Source organism: Acinetobacter sp. NIPH 1852 (assembly GCF_022549455.1).
GTDB lineage: Bacteria > Pseudomonadota > Gammaproteobacteria > Pseudomonadales > Moraxellaceae > Acinetobacter.
On sequence record NZ_JAKZGG010000010.1, the window covers coordinates 60,801 to 78,542 of the forward strand.

15 protein-coding genes are annotated in these 17,742 nt (G+C 39.2%); 2 read left to right on the forward strand and 13 right to left on the reverse strand.

The genetic code is table 11. The features are described from left to right. Positions 1 to 4 precede the first annotated feature (4 nt). The 4 genes from MMO38_RS09775 to MMO38_RS09790 are packed head-to-tail and all read right to left on the reverse strand — an operon-like array spanning position 5 to position 2,477. Entirely contained in the window at positions 5 to 769 is a 765-nt protein-coding gene (locus MMO38_RS09775; RefSeq protein WP_241323403.1) for an SDR family oxidoreductase, read from the reverse strand. Further along, a complete protein-coding gene (locus tag MMO38_RS09780; RefSeq protein ID WP_241323404.1) occupies positions 762 to 1,829 on the reverse strand; it encodes an aromatic ring-hydroxylating dioxygenase subunit alpha in 1,068 nt (355 codons plus the stop codon). The genes MMO38_RS09775 and MMO38_RS09780 overlap by 8 nt, the downstream gene beginning before the upstream one ends. A 17-nt stretch (positions 1,830 to 1,846) precedes the next feature. Further along, positions 1,847 to 2,146, reverse strand: coding sequence for a recombinase-like helix-turn-helix domain-containing protein (locus tag MMO38_RS09785; RefSeq protein ID WP_005196191.1), 300 nt, complete (start codon positions 2,144 to 2,146; stop codon positions 1,847 to 1,849). A 25-nt stretch (positions 2,147 to 2,171) separates the two neighbouring features. Continuing rightward, entirely contained in the window at positions 2,172 to 2,477 is a 306-nt protein-coding gene (locus tag MMO38_RS09790; protein ID WP_004671931.1) for a non-heme iron oxygenase ferredoxin subunit, read from the reverse strand. 265 nt (positions 2,478 to 2,742) lie between these two features. Here MMO38_RS09790 and MMO38_RS09795 point away from each other — a divergent pair, with 265 nt between their 5' ends. Next, positions 2,743 to 3,555 (forward strand): IclR family transcriptional regulator, encoded by an 813-nt coding sequence (locus MMO38_RS09795; protein WP_241323405.1) that lies wholly within the window; start codon positions 2,743 to 2,745, stop codon positions 3,553 to 3,555. A gap of 105 nt (positions 3,556 to 3,660) precedes the next feature. Here the strand turns inward: MMO38_RS09795 and dhbA are convergent, their stop codons facing one another. The 9 genes from dhbA to basE all read right to left on the reverse strand — a co-directional run bounded on the left by dhbA (position 3,661) and on the right by basE (position 14,579). Next, complete coding sequence (dhbA, locus tag MMO38_RS09800; RefSeq protein WP_241323406.1) at positions 3,661 to 4,407, reverse strand: 2,3-dihydro-2,3-dihydroxybenzoate dehydrogenase; 747 nt, start codon at positions 4,405 to 4,407, stop codon at positions 3,661 to 3,663. 95 nt (positions 4,408 to 4,502) lie between these two features. After that, positions 4,503 to 5,672 carry an isochorismate synthase gene (locus MMO38_RS09805; RefSeq protein ID WP_241323407.1) on the reverse strand — a complete coding sequence of 390 codons (1,170 nt, stop codon included), beginning with the start codon at positions 5,670 to 5,672 and terminating at the stop codon, positions 4,503 to 4,505. A gap of 127 nt (positions 5,673 to 5,799) precedes the next feature. After that, complete coding sequence (locus MMO38_RS09810) at positions 5,800 to 6,570, reverse strand: 4'-phosphopantetheinyl transferase superfamily protein (protein ID WP_277602843.1); 771 nt, start codon at positions 6,568 to 6,570, stop codon at positions 5,800 to 5,802. Further along, positions 6,560 to 7,294 carry an alpha/beta fold hydrolase gene (locus tag MMO38_RS09815; RefSeq protein ID WP_241323408.1) on the reverse strand — a complete coding sequence of 245 codons (735 nt, stop codon included), beginning with the start codon at positions 7,292 to 7,294 and terminating at the stop codon, positions 6,560 to 6,562. Before MMO38_RS09815 ends, MMO38_RS09810 begins: the two co-directional genes overlap by 11 nt. Before the next feature lie 55 nt (positions 7,295 to 7,349). After that, on the reverse strand, positions 7,350 to 8,942 hold the full coding sequence (locus tag MMO38_RS09820; protein WP_241323409.1) for an ABC transporter ATP-binding protein: 1,593 nt from the start codon (positions 8,940 to 8,942) through the stop codon (positions 7,350 to 7,352). Beyond that, entirely contained in the window at positions 8,939 to 10,549 is a 1,611-nt protein-coding gene (locus MMO38_RS09825) for an ABC transporter ATP-binding protein (RefSeq protein ID WP_241323410.1), read from the reverse strand. Before MMO38_RS09825 ends, MMO38_RS09820 begins: the two co-directional genes overlap by 4 nt. A gap of 244 nt (positions 10,550 to 10,793) precedes the next feature. Continuing rightward, positions 10,794 to 11,945, reverse strand: a complete 1,152-nt coding sequence (locus tag MMO38_RS09830) for a histidine decarboxylase (protein WP_241323411.1) — start codon at positions 11,943 to 11,945, stop codon at positions 10,794 to 10,796. A gap of 117 nt (positions 11,946 to 12,062) precedes the next feature. Next, positions 12,063 to 12,932, reverse strand: a complete 870-nt coding sequence (locus tag MMO38_RS09835) for an isochorismatase (RefSeq protein WP_241323412.1) — start codon at positions 12,930 to 12,932, stop codon at positions 12,063 to 12,065. A gap of 18 nt (positions 12,933 to 12,950) precedes the next feature. Next, positions 12,951 to 14,579: a (2,3-dihydroxybenzoyl)adenylate synthase BasE gene (gene basE, locus MMO38_RS09840; protein ID WP_241323413.1), complete on the reverse strand. Its 1,629-nt coding sequence runs from the start codon at positions 14,577 to 14,579 to the stop codon at positions 12,951 to 12,953. 173 nt (positions 14,580 to 14,752) lie between these two features. Here basE and MMO38_RS09845 point away from each other — a divergent pair, with 173 nt between their 5' ends. Beyond that, complete coding sequence (locus MMO38_RS09845) at positions 14,753 to 17,719, forward strand: condensation domain-containing protein (protein ID WP_241323414.1); 2,967 nt, start codon at positions 14,753 to 14,755, stop codon at positions 17,717 to 17,719. Positions 17,720 to 17,742 lie beyond the last annotated feature (23 nt).

The window sequence follows — 17,742 nt, forward strand, 5'->3', positions numbered from 1 at the left end:
CTCCTTAATTAAAGACAAAACCGCCATTTACTGGAATATTCTGTCCCGTCACAAACGAGGACAAATCCGATAATAAATACAAGGCTGTTCCGTTTAAATCCTGCGGTAACTGCTGTCGTTGAATGGCACGACCATTGACGTATAAATCATGACGCTCTTGTGGCACATATTCGGTGGCTTCTACCAAAGTTAGTCCCGGTGAAAGCGTATTAATACAAATATTGAACTGCCCTAACTCTCTCGCCATTGAACGAGTCATTGCTAATAAAGCACCTTTACTTGCCACATAGGCCATCAGATTTGGTGCACCCCAGAGTGCTGTATCCGATGCCACATTAATGACTTTGCCAGCTTCAGAGTGTTTGAGATAAGGCACACAAGCCTTTGTCACCAACCAAGTGCCTTTGACATTGATACTCATCACCCTATCCCAAAGTTCAGCGTCATAATCCATCATGCTTTTGCCACCGACATTGGTTGCAAGTGCAGCACAATTCACCAAGCCATCTATTGCACCTAAATATTCAACGGTGTGCTGAACAGCTTGTTCAATCGAATCTTCATTCGCCAAGTCAATCGTGACAGCTTCTACGTTTAAACCCTGTGCCTGCAAAGTGGCTGCTTCTGTCTGCACAAGATCGGTTAGGATATCTGCCATGACGACTTGAGCGCCTGCTTCTGCAATTGCTTGCACAAAATCTCGCCCCAAGCCTCTTGCCGCACCAGTGACAAGGACTTTTTTACCTTGTAACAATGCGACATTAACCATGCGCTTCTTCCTGCATTTCAATACGGTTTGAGCTATTCAACGCGGCAATTTTCTTTAACTGCTTTTCTGCTTCTTTTTTCATTAAACGGCGTAAACGAGACAAACCGACATCATGTTGATAGAGGAATTCTTGTTGGCGTGCATTCGGTGCAAGGTTTTCTAAAATAATGCGATCTTGTTCCAATACATCCCAATGCAGTTTTTCTAAATGATTGCGATAAAGGAAGCGCCACACATTACGTTGCCAACCACTAACTTTACGGCAACGCCAGAAGAATACGCGAGTATTATTGGCATCAATCGGTGTTGCGTAACCCACAATCCAGAACTCACCACCCGGACCAAAATCTTTGCGATAAGGAATCGAGAGACGTAACCAGCTTGCACCCGTATTGGCATATTCAACCCAGTCGAAATTGACACCAACTTGACCTTCCTTTTCAAAAATAAAACCATGCTCAGTTGAACGGTGCTTCATTTCTGCGGTGCGATCTCCTTCAGCCATTGAGTGCGAAGTACAATGCAAATAACTGCCATGCATCGGATCCATCACATTATCAATCGCATATTGATGATTCACTTTCCAATCTGCTTGGCAAAGAAATGCACTCCAGTCTTCACTCGCAAGTTGTTCAGGAAAATCGAGTGCTTTCGGTTCTTCATTTGCATCAATACCGAACCAAAGAAAAATTGCACCATGTGCTTCAATTACTGGATAACTTTTAATACATTGAGTGCCTTTCATTGGACATTCATGAACAGCTGGTACATCTTCGACCACGCCATCATGGCGAACTTCTACACCGTGATACCAACAAGCCACACGATTTCCAAGATTCCAGCCCAAAGAAAGACGCGCACCACGATGTGGACAACGATCCTCTAAGGCATGGACTTGACCTTGGTCATCACGCCAAACCACAATATTTTCACCTAAACGAGTGATCCCCACTGGATTTGCTGCAACTTCCCAACTTGCAAGCACTGGATGCCATTGATCACGTAAACCTAAATCTAAATACTCTTCGACACTTGGCGTGGCTAATACTGCTGCGTTCATCACTATTCTTCCTTGAATCAATAACCTAAACGTTGCATTTCTTCTGAGAATGATTCAGAAGTCCAAAGTTCACCAGACTCACAACGAAAACCTTGTTGGTTTAAAGACTGAACCAAATCTGCAAGTTCGGTTACACCTGATGAAAATGCGCTGATTAAGTGCTGAACAAAGTCTTGCTCATAAACCGTTGGTTCTTTATAACGCGTTTGCCAAACCAAAAGTTCTGGCTGTCCCGGTATTTGAATATTGTTAATCCCTGCTTCTGTCGCTGGCGTGGCATGAATCCAGTTCGCGAGCTTCTCATTAAATGTTTTCATGAGATTCCATCCTTATAAATATGACTTATAGTTGAATTTGAACGTCCTGCCCTTCAACACGTACGGGATAAGTACACAAATTTCGGCATCCCGGACCACTTTTCAATTCACCTGTTTGAATATCAAAAATTGCTTCATGCAATGGGCATTCCACGGTTTGATCTTCAATAAAGCCTTCTGTTAATAAGGCGTAGGCGTGTGGGCATACATTTTCAATAGCGAAGTAATTTTCATCGATGAAAAATACCCCAATTTTTTTACCGTCGACTTCTATGGCTTTTGGCTCGTCTTCGGTGATGTCGTCTTGCTGACAAACTGAGATCCAACTCATCCTTGCATCCTCATTTGTTTTATATATAAAACATAATTTGATATAACAAACTTTTATTAAGAATACCCCTATGCTCATTTTTTTGTCAAACTATATATATTGTTATTATTCATATACTTGATATTTATTACACATTATTTTACGTTTTACTTGTGAAATTAGGTTTTATATATAAAACTATCTTCTGCATCAATTTTGCAGTTACAATAGAAACATTAAGAAAATGAAATTTGCTAATTAGCGTTTTTACAGGAAAATTAAGTCGATGAATTCAAGTGTTGAAACAGACTCTCAAGAATCTGATCTAATAAAAAATGATGACCGTTATTTAGTACCCGGCTTGGTACGTGGTCTGGCAATTTTGCAAGCTTTTAATCAGCAAACTCAAGAAATGACCATCACGGAAATTGCTGAAATTTTAGACGTAAACCGTTCTAGCGCTTTCCGTCTGATCTACACCTTAGAATCCTGTGGTTTCCTCAGAAAAGCATCACAAAAAACCTATGCTTTAGATTCAAAAGTGATGGAACTCGGTTTCAATAGCCTATCCAAACAATCTTTATTGGATCTAGCCACCCCTTTAATGAAAGAGCTGCGCGATCAAACCAAACTTGCGGTACATTTATCTATTTTGGAAGGTACACATATTGTCTTTATCAATAATGTGCAATCGAATGGAACATTTAGCAGCAATATTGGTTTAGGTACACGTTGGCCCGCTCATGCAACAGTCATCGGGCAAATGTTATTGGCAGACTTAGCAGAAACAGAGATTCGTGATCGCTATAAAAGTTTTAATCAATGGGAAACCTTTTCAGAACTGACGCCGAAAAATCTTAAAGAACTGCTTCAACGCCTCAGCTTTGTAAAAACACAACGATCGATGGTGAGTTGGGGGCATTACAATCACGATATGGCCGCCTGTGCTGTGCCCATTTTTAAACAATCCACAGGTAAAGTTACAGCCGTATTGTCTGTAAGTTGCCCGCTCGGTACGTATGAAGAGGATTATTTTAGAAATGAAATTGCAGATGCAGTCCTTGAAAGCGCAGATAAAATTTCTAAGTTTATTTATTAATACAATACAGAGTTATATCAGTTGTCATTTTTCTACAACATCAACAAAAATCTCTCAACCATCGATAAGATAGTTGAGAGATTCAATTGAAAACCTACTATAAAATCAACCGCCCAATGTTGCTCCACCATCAACAACTAAATCATGCATCGTAATATGGGATGATTGCTCACCAATGAAAAACATGACTGCATTGGCAATATCACTTACTTTCGCAATTTTCTTTAACGGTATCCCCACCTTAAACTGCGCAAGATTACCTAGAATTGTATTCTGTTCACCCTGAGCATTTTCCCATAATTGATATTGCATAGCCGTCGCTGTTGAACCTGGGGAAATAATATTAACGCGTACACCATACTGAGCGAGTTCAAGCGCCACTGTTTTGGTGAAATATGTGAGTGCAGATTTTGATGCACCGTATGCAGACATACTCATGCGGGGTACTTTTGTTGAATTAGATGAAATGATGACCACATTTCCCATCATTTTCTTTTTAAAATATGGACTTAAATGGCGAAAAAAATGAAATGGTGAAAATAGATTGACCTCAAATGTTTCTCTCCATTGTGCAAACGAAATTTCATCATGTTCACCCAAATGTAAAACCCCAGCGACATGGATAAAATAGTCTGGAGGACTCTCTAACAATAAGGTACGACAGAGTTTAGCGATTTGCTGTTCATCACGTATATCACAAACATATATCATTTCCTTAAAATGCTCAGGGACTTGATCTTTTGCTTTATCTATACCGACCACCTGTATATTTTCAGCATATAAACGCTGCATGACTTCTAGTCCAATTCCTTGGTTTACTCCAACAACCCATGCAATCTTTTTCTCAGTCATATTCACAATCAAATTCTCATTATAAATTTTTTACCTAGCATGTACTGATCAGCCCAGACACGCTATATCATGCCAAGACTGATCAGGACTCATCATCAAACAGCACTGTTTGAATTAAAAATATTTAACATCGTTTGCATTTTTGCTTCGGTTTCAAACCATTCTGCTTCAGCATCAGATCCCTTAACAATTCCTGCACCCGCATACACGCGCATTTTATTTTCACTGAGCAAACCACAACGAATAGTGACAACCCACTCTCCATTACCATCTGCATCCATCCACCCCACCAAGCCTGTGTAATAATGCCGATCATAACCTTCATGATCTAAGATAAATTGCTTAGCCACATCTGTGGGTGAACCGCATACAGCGGGTGTCGGATGTAACTCCAATGCAAGATTGAGTGCATTGGGTGCTTGTCTTTTGAGAACACCTTGAAACTCAGATGATAAATGCAACATGGTTGAGGTTTCTAAGATATCGGGAAATTCAGAAACTTTAAGCTCAACACAGTAACTCACTAGATTTTTAAGTATGTTTTCGACCACGATTCGATGCTCATTCTGATCTTTTTCCGAATGATGTAATTCTTGTTTACTACACAAATCTTTTTCTGAAATATTGGATTTAGGTCTAGATCCTGCCAAAGGGTTACTACTTACAATGCGATCCTGTTTCGATAAAAGTAATTCTGGGCTGGCACCTAAAATATAATGATTATGCTCTACGGGAATCACAAAATTATAGGCATTTGGATTTTGTTTTAATAACGCACTTAGCAAATTTTCAGGTTTTTGCTGATGATCAAATTCATACTCAACAGCTTGAGAAAGAACTACTTTTTCAACCTTTTTTGCCTCAAAAGCATTTAGAGCGAGCTGCACTGCTCCTTCAAACTTTTGACGTTGAATTAATAGTGATTTATTTATGACTTCAACTTGATCACGATCTCGCAACGGATGAAAATTCGATGTTTTTTGTGGTTTTTTTTGATAATCAGCGTAAAAATTTAGGCTACTTTTCTTTGTAATATCAAAAGGGATTGCACCGATCAGAATCGGATTACGACTACCCTGTCTTTTCATCTCATCAAAACACTTGGCAATTTCATCATTAAACAATGTGATATTTGCAGCAGGTGTATTGATTGTCTTAACAAAGTCATTCACCGTTAAATGATAATTTTTCGTAGAAAAACATGAAAATTTCTGCTGATCATTATGCTCTAAGTTTTGCTCTGCGGATGTTTTAGTTTGCATCATGTTTAAGTTGCCTCTCGCATTGATTTTTTCAAGCGGATTTAGTGTTGCTTCTTCTAAATATAGGAAATGTATAAGTGCTTAAACACATTAATACAAATGATTATCATTATCAATAATGTGTAGTGTTTTAAATGCAAGAAATTGTAATTATCTCGTTATCTGTATCGAAAAAATGAACTTTGGTTACACTGATATTCTTCAGTGAGGAAACGGGATGAATACGAAAATAAATAAAATCCCCCACAATCCCATTAAAATTAATTAATTTAAAATCAATGATTTGATTATACTTAATATAAAAAGCCTTGATCACACTCTCTTTTGCAGAAAATACCAGCAAATATAAATCAGGTTTTTGAAAGCCTATATTTGCAAGAGCTGCTTGCTCATCTTTACTCAGAAAAACATGGTAAATTTCATCATTCTGTTGAAAAAAACTTTGGCACCTTTTCGATTCTATGTCGATCCCAAACGTCTTATCAGCACAATTATGATTTTGAGCATATGCAATAGCACAACATAAACGCTGAGTACTGACATGACTAATGCTTCCAATAACAGCGTCAGGCCATATTGGTTCACCTTGGTGACCTTGATGAATAACACAATCCTGCAAATTCAGATCATGTAAGGCGCATTTCGCAGCCAGACGTCCCGTAAAAAACTCTAACTGTCGAATTAACCCTGCATTCTTTATATTAGGAGGAAAAAAGATATTAAAATGCTGATAGAGGTCATCAAGCTGAGCTAGCGTTGTTAATTGTTCAACTTGAATGTTATGTATTTCTAATCCGCAGCGCGTTATTTTTTCATGTTGAATATTGAAATGATCCAAGGATTGTATGGACTGTGTATTCCAATCTGTTGTCTCAGGAATGGCGTGCATATCAAGCGACATTTAACGTCAGTTTTTCTACTGTTTGTGAAATTTTTTTAAGCATTTTTATTCGTGTCTCGGGATTTAAAAAATAAAAATGATCTCCGTCCAACTCAACACTACCTAACCAATTGTCTGTGTGTTGCTGCCATGCATCCATCATTATTTTGTTTGGAATATCAGGATCATCTTTACCATAAAATGCTATGACAGGAACTTTCGTTTTACTCAGTCTTTCACCCAACAATTGACTACTTAGATAAAAATCATTTCGAATAATTCTGAGGAAAAAAGTCATTGCCTCAGGATTATTTAGGATTTCATCGGGGAAATTATTATATCGCTTTAATTCATTTATAATTTCTTTATCCGTCAACGCATGTTTATAACGCATATGTTGGATATAACTATGTTCTGGACGACTACTGATTGCAATCAATTTCAACTGATCAATCACTGGTTTTTCATCCAAATAATTGAGTACTTTCCAGATCAAACCACCTCCCACACTATGTCCAAATAAAATAAACGCGGTTTCGGGGTAAGCTTCTATTTCATTGGCAATTTGCATCGCCAATAGATCAGGTTCATCAAGCAACGGTTCATTTATTTTTAGCCCATGACCCGAATATTCAATAGGAATAATACGAATATTGTCAGATATCTGCTTCTTCCATGGATGATAAATACTCGCACTACTCCCTGCAGGCGGTAAACAGAACATATTATATTGATCTTTATTCATTTTAATGATCCTACAGCCCCTAAGCGTTGCAAAAGACTCAAGGGCTGAACAATAATTAAGTCAGGTCGGTTAAAGTTAGGGTTTCGGTTGGTTGCCAAATCGTTGCATCACGATGGGTAACGAAAATAACGGTAGAAGACAGACCACAGATTTCGGCAACAATTGCTTGCTCAGTCTTTTCATCTAAAGCAGAGGTCGCTTCATCTAGTATTAAAATTGGCGCATCTTTGAGTAATGCACGGGCAATCGCAACACGTTGACGCTCTCCTCCTGACAATGCTGCACCTTGTTGTCCGACTGATTGATTGATCCCTTCTGAACTACGATCAATAACCGTTCCCAATTCCACCCTCCTAGCGACAGTTTCTACTTCTTCTGGGCTGGCGTCAGGTTTTCCCAGCCTAATATTTTCCGCGAGGTTTCCCGTGAATAGAATCGGCTCTTGGGTGACATAAGCAATGTTTGCGACCAAATCCTCATCATTCATTTGATCTAAAGATATTCCACCAAAAGTAATTTTTCCTTTTTGAGGATCATCGAACCGCATCAACAATTCTAATAATGAACTTTTACCACTCCCACTTGGTCCTGTTACCCATACTCTACTCCCGAATGGAATATCAAAACTAATATGTTTAAGTGCAGGCGCATAACTGATGCTTTTTATCGAAATATCAAAACCAACAGGAGTTTGAGCTTGCAATGGCTTAGCTAACTCCAGTGGATGTGTGATCTGATTAAAGTTTCGCAAAGACGAAATCAAATCGTTGATATGCAAACCTGCCACGGCGAGTTCAGCTAAAGGGGCTGACGCACGTCCAATCAATATCAAGAGTGCCAGCACTAGCGCAGCATTATGACTACCTGTTAGTACGAGAAAGATTGCCATCCCAGCAATAGGTAAAACACTTGCAAAGGTTGCAACAAAATTTGCAAATGCTGCAGCACGATTAATACGAAATAATGTCTCTTCTTGTTCTTGCCAACGATGCTCAATTCGTTGAACCGCACCGACTGGACCTGCTGCTGTTCGCAATAACTCAATATGATCCACCAACTCTAAGGTTGCTTGCGAAGCAGCTAAATCAACACGATTACGTTTTTCGTCGGTACGCATCAGTGAACGTTGCGCAAGGAATTGTGCCAATAACGAGAGCAAAACCAAAACCAAAGCAACCAGTGCAGTTCGTAACCCCGCAAGTAATGCGATTCCAACCAATAAGAACAACGGCATAAATGGCGCATGTAAAAATGTTTGCAGTTGATGTGCAGGAACGCTCATAAATCCGGGTATTCCCTGACCTGCCATCGCCGCAACTTGAGTTCGCTGTTCATTGCTAAACCAAGAAAGTTTGGCGCGAGCTAAAGATCGACCCAATTCTTCAAATAAATCTCCAGCCAAACGAACACCAGTAAGAAAACCTGCACGAGTAACCATCACTGTCACCAAAATAGCGACAATTGCACTGATCACAACGCCTATAGGAGACCAGTGATACACCATAGCAAATGCAAGTACGGTATAAGCAATTGCTTCAATTGCTGCAACAAAAACCCATCCCATTCCAACAGCAATTAATTTATGTCTGGCAGCAGGAGGAAGCTTTGAAAAAATCTGTTCATGGTTTAATTTAGCTACAGTATTCATAGAGTTCTCCCTGCATCATTGATTGCATCAAGCACTAACCTACTGTCTACGCCAGCAGCCAAAGCTAAATCATGTGTGACAATGACAATCGTTTTATTTTGTTTTTTGGCGAGATCATTTAATTCAAGCATTAACCTCTCAGTATTGGCATCATCCAGTGCACTTGTTGGTTCATCTAATAAAATAACCGACGCTGATGATAAAAATGCACGAGCAATGCCGACGCGCTGTTTTTCACCACCTGAAAGTAAACTTGCATCTGCATCCAGATCTACTTTTAATTGAGCCTTGAACAACGCCTGTTCAAGCTGTTCATCAGTTGCATCAACTGCAGATAAGACCAAATTTTGTCTGACTGTTGTCGCTAATACATCGCCACCTTGAGGGATAAATAAAATCTTTTGATGTCGCAACGTTTCATGTAATTCAGATAAATCCGTTTCTGCAACTCGGACAACACCTTCTTCTAATACCGCTAAACCAGCAAGTGCTCTAAGAAGTGTTGTTTTTCCAACACCACTAGGTCCTGTAATGGCCGTGATTGATTGAGGTGGAAATGAATAACTCATTTGCTCAAACACTGATTGGCCATCAATAACGAAGCTTGCCTCTACAATTTCAAGAGGGGCATAGCCTTCAAGCTGTTGTATATGTCCCGATGGGAGCGTTGGTTCTTTTAAAAATAGAGCTAAACGAGTAGCCGCTGCTCGTCCAGCAGCCACATAATCCAGTCCATGCCCTAAGCGCAACGAAGGTGTCACGATCGCCAGACTAAAAAAAAGTGTTGCAGCCAATGTCATGCTGTCATATTGATAAGCCACAAGATAAGCAATTGCAAAAGTTGCAACGGCCTGTAATAAGGCGGTTGCGACAGCAGCAAGTGTTGCCACTTTGCTTACCCAAGAAACCATATTCTGAGTAAAATGTTGTGCAGACTGGGTATAGGCGGTTAAAGCACCAGACTGTTGACCATAGATTCGATTATCCCGTATACCACGCGCATAATTATCAGCAGCGGCGATAATATCGAGCATGACTTGCATCCGCGCAGCACCATCCCGTTTCGAGACATGGGGTACGACGATCAAATAATACAGGGAAGCTATAGTACCGGGTAACAACACCCAAAGTGCCATTGGACCAACCAATAACAACAGCAAAACAATTGAAGTCACAGGAATCACAACAAAAATCGCAATTTCTGAAGGTAAATGCGCCACCATATGATGTAAGGTGGCAATATCATCTGAAACTAAACGCTTTAATTTTTGATCACCTTGCTTGGCAAGTGTCGTCGCAGGTAAACGAGTAAGATGATGAACCACTTGACGGCGTAAACGAGCTGAAAATCCAGCTTCAGCATCATGTACTAGCCATGAAGAAAGTGCTGCGAATACAGCGCCAACACCCCAAAACGTAACAGAAAAGATGACCCAATAAGCAGACAAATTACCAATGAGTTGCACCATTCCCCATAATGCAGTTAGCATCGCTAAACCTGAAAGCACAGCAATTAAAGTTCCGATCAATAATTTAGGAAATGCAGGTTTCAGTGCGGGGGCTAAAGATGGCTCTGTCATCACCTGAGATAACTTTAAATCACACATATTCAGCTCGCTTTATACTGAATAAAATAACCGCATTCTGAATGAGCTTTTCGTTACCCCCATCCTTATGCTGTCCTGTTTTCATCATGAAAAATAAAGATATTAAAACGTCATTGAATAACTGTTTTTTTAGAATATTTAATTGCATAAGTTATTTCCTAGCGGTCATATCCGCACATTTTTAGATGATTGGCTGTAGCTCAAAATAAAGATTGATTCGATGAGACCGTATTCGTAGAAATGATTAAAAACCAACAGTACGTTTCGATGCACCTTGTAGATCAAAAATGACGTCGTCGATTAAGTGATCAATCTGTCGAGTGTCACGATGGTGTGCTGTGGTAATTAAATGAGCTACATTTCCAGAAGTGGCCAGATAATGCTTCTTCCATACGCGCTCTGAAGGACATGGAAAAACCACAGTGATTGAATTGGGATTTCGCCAAGCTTTGATGCCAACAGCTCGGAAGCGATCAACTGCATACTGTGCCATTTTCAAGCAATGTTGAACTCTTTGCCGTCTCTGTAAAAATGTTTGGCTTCGGATTGCAGCCCACATAAGTAAAACCGTGTGCCCATTACGCGAACCACTAATCGTTTGATCACGAGTGGAGATATAGTCAACATCTACTGCAATACGTCCTACATTTTGACGTTTTGCCACGACAATGCCGCAAGGGATAGGTGAACCAATCATTTTATGACCAGACACACAAATCGAGTCGACTCCATCAGCAAAAGAAAATGCCTGAGGATGATCAACAAAAGGTAAAATCATGCCACTGAGTGCAGCATCAGCATGAATATAATAATCTTGCCGCAAAAATCCAATTTGCTCTAATCGCGTTTGAATCATTTCAATATCATCGATAGCACCTGTCATGGTTGTTCCAATATTGGCAAAAATAATGGGGTGCTTTTCTTTTGAGTTTTGGATTTTGTTGATTAAATCATCATAATTTATTTCACCATTATCTAATGACTCGATCACACAAGATTTCATTTGCAATAATTTAGCAATTTTCAAAACTGAATAATGCGTATCTTTTGAATAGTACAATGTAGCGTCTGGGAATAATTCACGCGCCAGATAGCACCCAAACATATTACCCTCAGTCCCCCCATTGGTTACATATCCCCAGCTTTCTTCAAATGGAATTTGAAAAAACTCAGCAAAATAGCGCATAACATCCTTTTCAAAGTCAAAGGAATTTAGGGCATAGTTACTGTCATCTTTCCAATCACCACAATTATTAATAGAGAATTTGAAAAAACGAAATAATGAGGAATAATCGAAATCTGCAGACTCAGGATAGCCAATATTAAAATATTGATGCTTCAAACAATAATTCCAAAAGTTTTCGATTCGGTCTTGATCAGCAGGCGATAAAATCATTTTTTGCTCCGTTGCTATGACGATTACAAGTCGTCTAAGGAGTCGCTATCAAAGATGTAAATTTTGTATATAAAATTAGCGACTAGGATTTGCCTCGTACCACATAAATCCAATCATTTATCCCGCAATCCTTTGCCTTGCATCAACCAGTGACCACCAATTTGATAAAGTGGGTGTGCGTCCTAATTCTTCGAAACTAATATTGATTCCCTGCGCTTTGAGTTCCGAAGAAAACTGCATAATACGTAATGAGTCCAACCCATAAAGAATCAGATTTTCTTCTGGATCTAATTCATCTTCCTCAATGAGCTGCTGGACCTTTTGCTCTAACCAAGGTCGTGTAATGCCTGTTGCCACCTGCCCCACTACAGATTCGGTATCCATGACTTGACCACAACGTGAAGATACATATTGCAATGCCAAACGGTGTTCTTCTTCTGAAAAATCAGCGACTGCATCTCCGACTAAAAATGGCTGTATATCACTCATGAAAGCTTCAACAGCTGTGATCATGCAACCAATATGTGCATAAACACCACCAATAATGAGCTGATCACGATTCCAATTTTGCATTCGTTCAAGCAAGTCTGAGCGTTTAAAAGCACTGTAACGCCACTTGGTTAAGACAATATCTTGTTGATCTGGAGAAAGTTGATCAATAATTTTCTGCTGATCAATTGTAGAGGCTGGCAAACCAGGTCCCCACATTGCATTCAGTAATGCGCGATCTTCAGCTGGTTGCTCATAAGGCTGTGCGGTGTAAACAACTGGAATATTGTGCTGATGTGCCCAATTTTTTAATTGAACCAGATTATCAATCACTGTTTTAATCAACTCACTTTCAGCATCATAAAAATTCAAAAAGTAAAGTTGCATGTCATGAATTAATAAAACCGCTCTAGCAGGATCTAATTGCCAATCTGTTTTGTTATTTGGATAACTCTCTGGTTGAGGCATGAGATAGGTCGAAATTTTTGAAATAGCCATATGCTGCTCAATATTTATTTAAGATGTTATAGATGTATTTAAAATTGTGCGAAGTTGTTTTTTATCCACCTTACCTACAGCGGTAAGTGGCAAACTTTCAATGAAGTGGATCTGGTCTGGAAGCTTATATTGTGCAATACCCAGCTCCATGAGATGACGTCTAAGCATGACAGCTTTGAGCTCAGGAGCACGAGAAACGATGAATGCACAGCTCTTTTCACCAAATTTCTCATCGTTGATTGCGACCAGTGCTGCATGAACAACATCGGGATGTAAAAGCATCAGTTCTTCTACCTCTTCTGATGCAATCTTTTCACCACCGCGATTGATCTGGTCTTTAATCCGCCCTACTACACGCAAATTACCGTCAGGAGTACGTTGAACAAGATCACCTGAGTAGTAATATCCGTCTTGATCAAACACCTGCCTATTGTGCTCAGGACTTTGATAATAACCACAAAAAGTATAAGGTCCACGAGTTGCAAGCATGCCAACCTCTCCCTCTGGAACTTCCCTATACTGATCATCAACAATTTTGATTTCATCATCAGGACTGATTGGACGTCCTTGCGTGGTGAAAACTTGTTCATCTGTATCATCTAATCGGGTGTAATTAACCAAGCCCTCTGCCATTCCGAAGACTTGTTGTAATTGACAGCCCAAAACCTTAGGCACTTGACGTGCTAAAGATTCTGGAAAACTTGCACCACCAACCTGAAGCAAAGCCAAAGATTGGATTTGAGCCTGATACTGAGGTGCTTTTTCCAACCACATAATGACAGCACTAGGGACTAAAGATGCCATATTGACTTGATGTTGTTGGATCAGTGCAAAGCAATTTAACGGTTCAGGATTAGGTGCCATCACAACACATCCTCCTGCATGTAAAACACCCAATGCACCTGGTGAACTCAACATAAAATTATGAGGTGCAGGCAACGCACACAGTAACCGAGTAGCTGGGCTTAAACCACATATCTCAGCACTGGCTCTCACACTATAATCATAGTCATTATGTGTACGTGGAATCAGTTTCGGTGTTCCTGTGCTTCCACCTGATAGTTGAAAAAATACAACCTCATCCGCAGGCGTAGGCGCAATATCCACAACGCTTGTCGCTGCTGTTTCAATCCATTCAATCAAGCTACAATCAGTCGGCTGATGATTAAGCATGAGAACGATCTCAGGTGCTAGACAATGCTCATGCAGTGCATCAATAAAATGATTATTACGAAAAACTTCGTGCTGCCGTGAACCAATTAAAAGCTTGGGTTGAATTTGCCTAACAAATGCATTCAGCTCATATTGCCGATGACTATATAATGCATTTAGTGGTACAACACCAACCTTAAGCAATGCAAAAAAGACAATATAAAATTCAGCCACATTAGGAAGCTGTACCAAAGCGGTATCACCTTTACCCAAGCCAATTTCAGCCAATCGCGAAGCCAAATTGCTTGATAGCTGATCCAATTCAGCATAACTAAACTGTCGTTCACCACAAATCACCGCAGGTGAATGTGGATGCAACTTAGCACCTACCGTCAAAATTCGCGTTAAAGGTTGGTCGATCCAGTAACCTTTGTTTCGATAACGCTGCGCCCTCTCCTTGGACCAGTAAACAAATTCAATCATCTGATTTTTCATATCATTCTAAATATTCAAAAACTGGTTTAATGGTTATCAAGCTATTGATTTTGTATACATTTCAATATTTTTTAATTACTAAAATATAGTTTTAATCTATATCGCAGTAAAAGAAATACATTGAGACAAAACAAACGATCTGTTTTCTGCATGTAATTAAAAATGACTATCAAATGCAACTGGTAATCATTTTCATTTATTTGTATGATGCTAAAACAAGATTAATTTGTCAACCGAGTTATCGTTCAATGTGTGAATTAACTTCGATGCAAGCTGCCTGCTGGTTTGGGCGGTCTACTAGTACAGATTTAGGTGGGGTTTCAGCCCATCTTTATGCTGAATTTGATGGTCAAATCATCGATCTACAAAAATTAAATTTAGCCATTCAAAGGCTTTATCAAGAACACGACCTGCTACGGTTAAATTTAAGTGTCGATGGCATCCCAAACATTATGTCTGAGACTTCCCACCCGATATTAGAAGTCGAAGATTTTTCGATGCTAAGCGAAAATAAACTTGAGCAAGCGCTGTTGCAAAAACGTGAGCAATGGACACATCAAAAACTAGATTTAAGTAATGGTCAAACCGCAAGATTTTCTATCAGTGTATTGAAGAATGGGCATTTTCGTTTTCATATTGATACCGATATGATCGCAATTGATCCATCAAGTTTTCGTCGGCTGATGGAGGATCTATCGTTATTCTATGAAGATCCAGAAATATCATACGTTCCACCCCCGAACTTTTTTGAATGGCATCACCAAATACGCACAGATCCCGATCTTAAAAAATTAAACCAACGAGATCGGTTATGGTGGAAACAGCGCTTACCCAATATTACTCCTGCGCCATCACTACCTATCACTCATGAAAAATTAGAAACAGCAAAAAGTTATCGTTTAAGTACATGGTTACAGCCTGAAATCCGCAAAGCATTACAACAATTGGCACAAAAACAGCACATTACGATCTCTAATCTAATATTAGGGTTATTTGCATATGCGCTTGGCAATGCAACCCAAGATCAAGCGTTTAGATTAAACATTCCAACCTTCTGGCGTGAGCCTATTTTAAAAAATATCGAGCGGAGTATTGGTGATTTTGCTAATTTGGTAATCCTTGATGTTCACATGGAGCAAGCAGATAGTTTAGCAACACTGTGTAAGCAAATAGCAAATCAAATGCTCGATTTACTCGAACACTCGCATTATCCAGGTGTCAACATCCTACGTGATTTATCACGTTATCATGGACGTGCTGAACTTGCGCCAGTGGTATTTACAGCAGCACTCGATTTAGCAGATGGTGATTTACTTTCTGAACGTGTACATCGGGTTTTCGGTGAAATGAATTGGGTCATTTCACAGGGTCCACAAGTTGCGCTTGATGCTCAAGTTGTCAATCTCAATGGCGGTATTTTAGTCAACTGGGATATCCGTTTGGATCACTTGCCCAAAACATGGATTAGCAGTTTATTTGAATCTTTCAGTGATTTACTTAGAAAGCTTGCAACTGATCCTGAACAGCTTCATATCCCAATCACCGCATCAGAACAGCACCCAAAATCACATATAACATCGGTAAAACCACTAAATGCCTTACAACAAGCGTATTTATTAGGTCGTACACAAACACTTCCGTTAGGGGGTGTCGCTATGCAAGAGTTTCGTCAATATCATGGCAGCATGGATATTGTTTTATTAAGACAACGTTTAATCGAAATGGTACGGCGACATGAAAGCCTACGCACGTATATTGATAAAAATAAATTAACTCAATATCTAAGTGACCAAATTACAGTTAATCTAAAAGAAATAGATCTGCGGGCGTTATCGCTAGAACTCGCTTTTGATCAAATAGAATCTTATAAACATCAATATACACATGATCTCTTCGACTTAAACCAACCACCATGGAATATCACGGTCTTTTTATTAGAAAATAATCTATTAACGATTTTTGTTCGCTTTGATGCATTAATTTTAGATGGTCGATCTATTGCGACACTAATGTTAGAACTATTTGATGGTCAACAATATGATATTGAAACACAAACACTAGAACATGAAATAACTCATAACTCGTCTAAACAGCAATCTGATTTAAGATATTGGGAAGAAAAATTTTCCAAATTAACTGATATCCCACAACTTCCGTGGACGACCCCATTACAACAATTGATGACATCGCGTTACCAACGTAAAAAGCTAATCATTGCAAAAGATCAATTTAAAAAATTGTCCAAAATTGGAGCCAAACATTCACTGTTTAAAAACTCAGTCATTATGTCTGTCATTTTACAAGTGTTGTCTCATTGGAGTACTAATCGGGCATTATGTGTTGCTATTCCTACATTGCCTTTATATACGGGGCCATTTGTAAATAGCTCCACATTTATTGCTGTGGAATGGAAATATACAGCGCAATTTGTTCAACAAGCCAATCAATTACAAACAGAAATATTAGCGGGTTTACAGCATCTCTCATTTTCTGGTGTTGATCTCGCCCGACTCCTATTTGAAAAAACAGGTAAAGTCCCTGTATTACCTATCGTCATTACCAATGGTTTATCTTGGTCGGTACTGCCAGAATCACATGCTATTCAACTACAGGACGGGCTTACTCAAACACCCCAAGTTGCAATCGATATCCGTTTTAGCACAGCAAATGATGAGACTTTAGTCTTCGATATTGATTATGCCGAAGATGCGCTTTCAGCAGAGATGATTGATGACTTTTTACATATGCTTCAATCCGCTATCTACCAAATTATCGACTCAAACATTTTTACATTTGATTTGACTGAGTTAGTTACTGCGCTTCAAAGCAACAGGCAATACTTCAAGAACAATGTCGCTCAATATCAATATAGATCACTTCAGAATAGTACGGTAAAGACAACTAAACAGCGTCATCAACTATTGCAAATCTATTTAGAGGCATTGGGTCAATCTAATAATGACATAACCGATGATTCGATAAATTTCACTCATTTAGGACTTCGTCCACAGCATCTAAAGATCATTTCAAAGCGCATTCGTGAAACTTACGCGATTCAGCTTTCACCTACTCAACTTATTCATTGTCGAAACATTTCAGATGTAGAAAAACTTCTCGTATCCCATTCACCCGTATTTTGAACATTAAACTTAGTGGAATTATA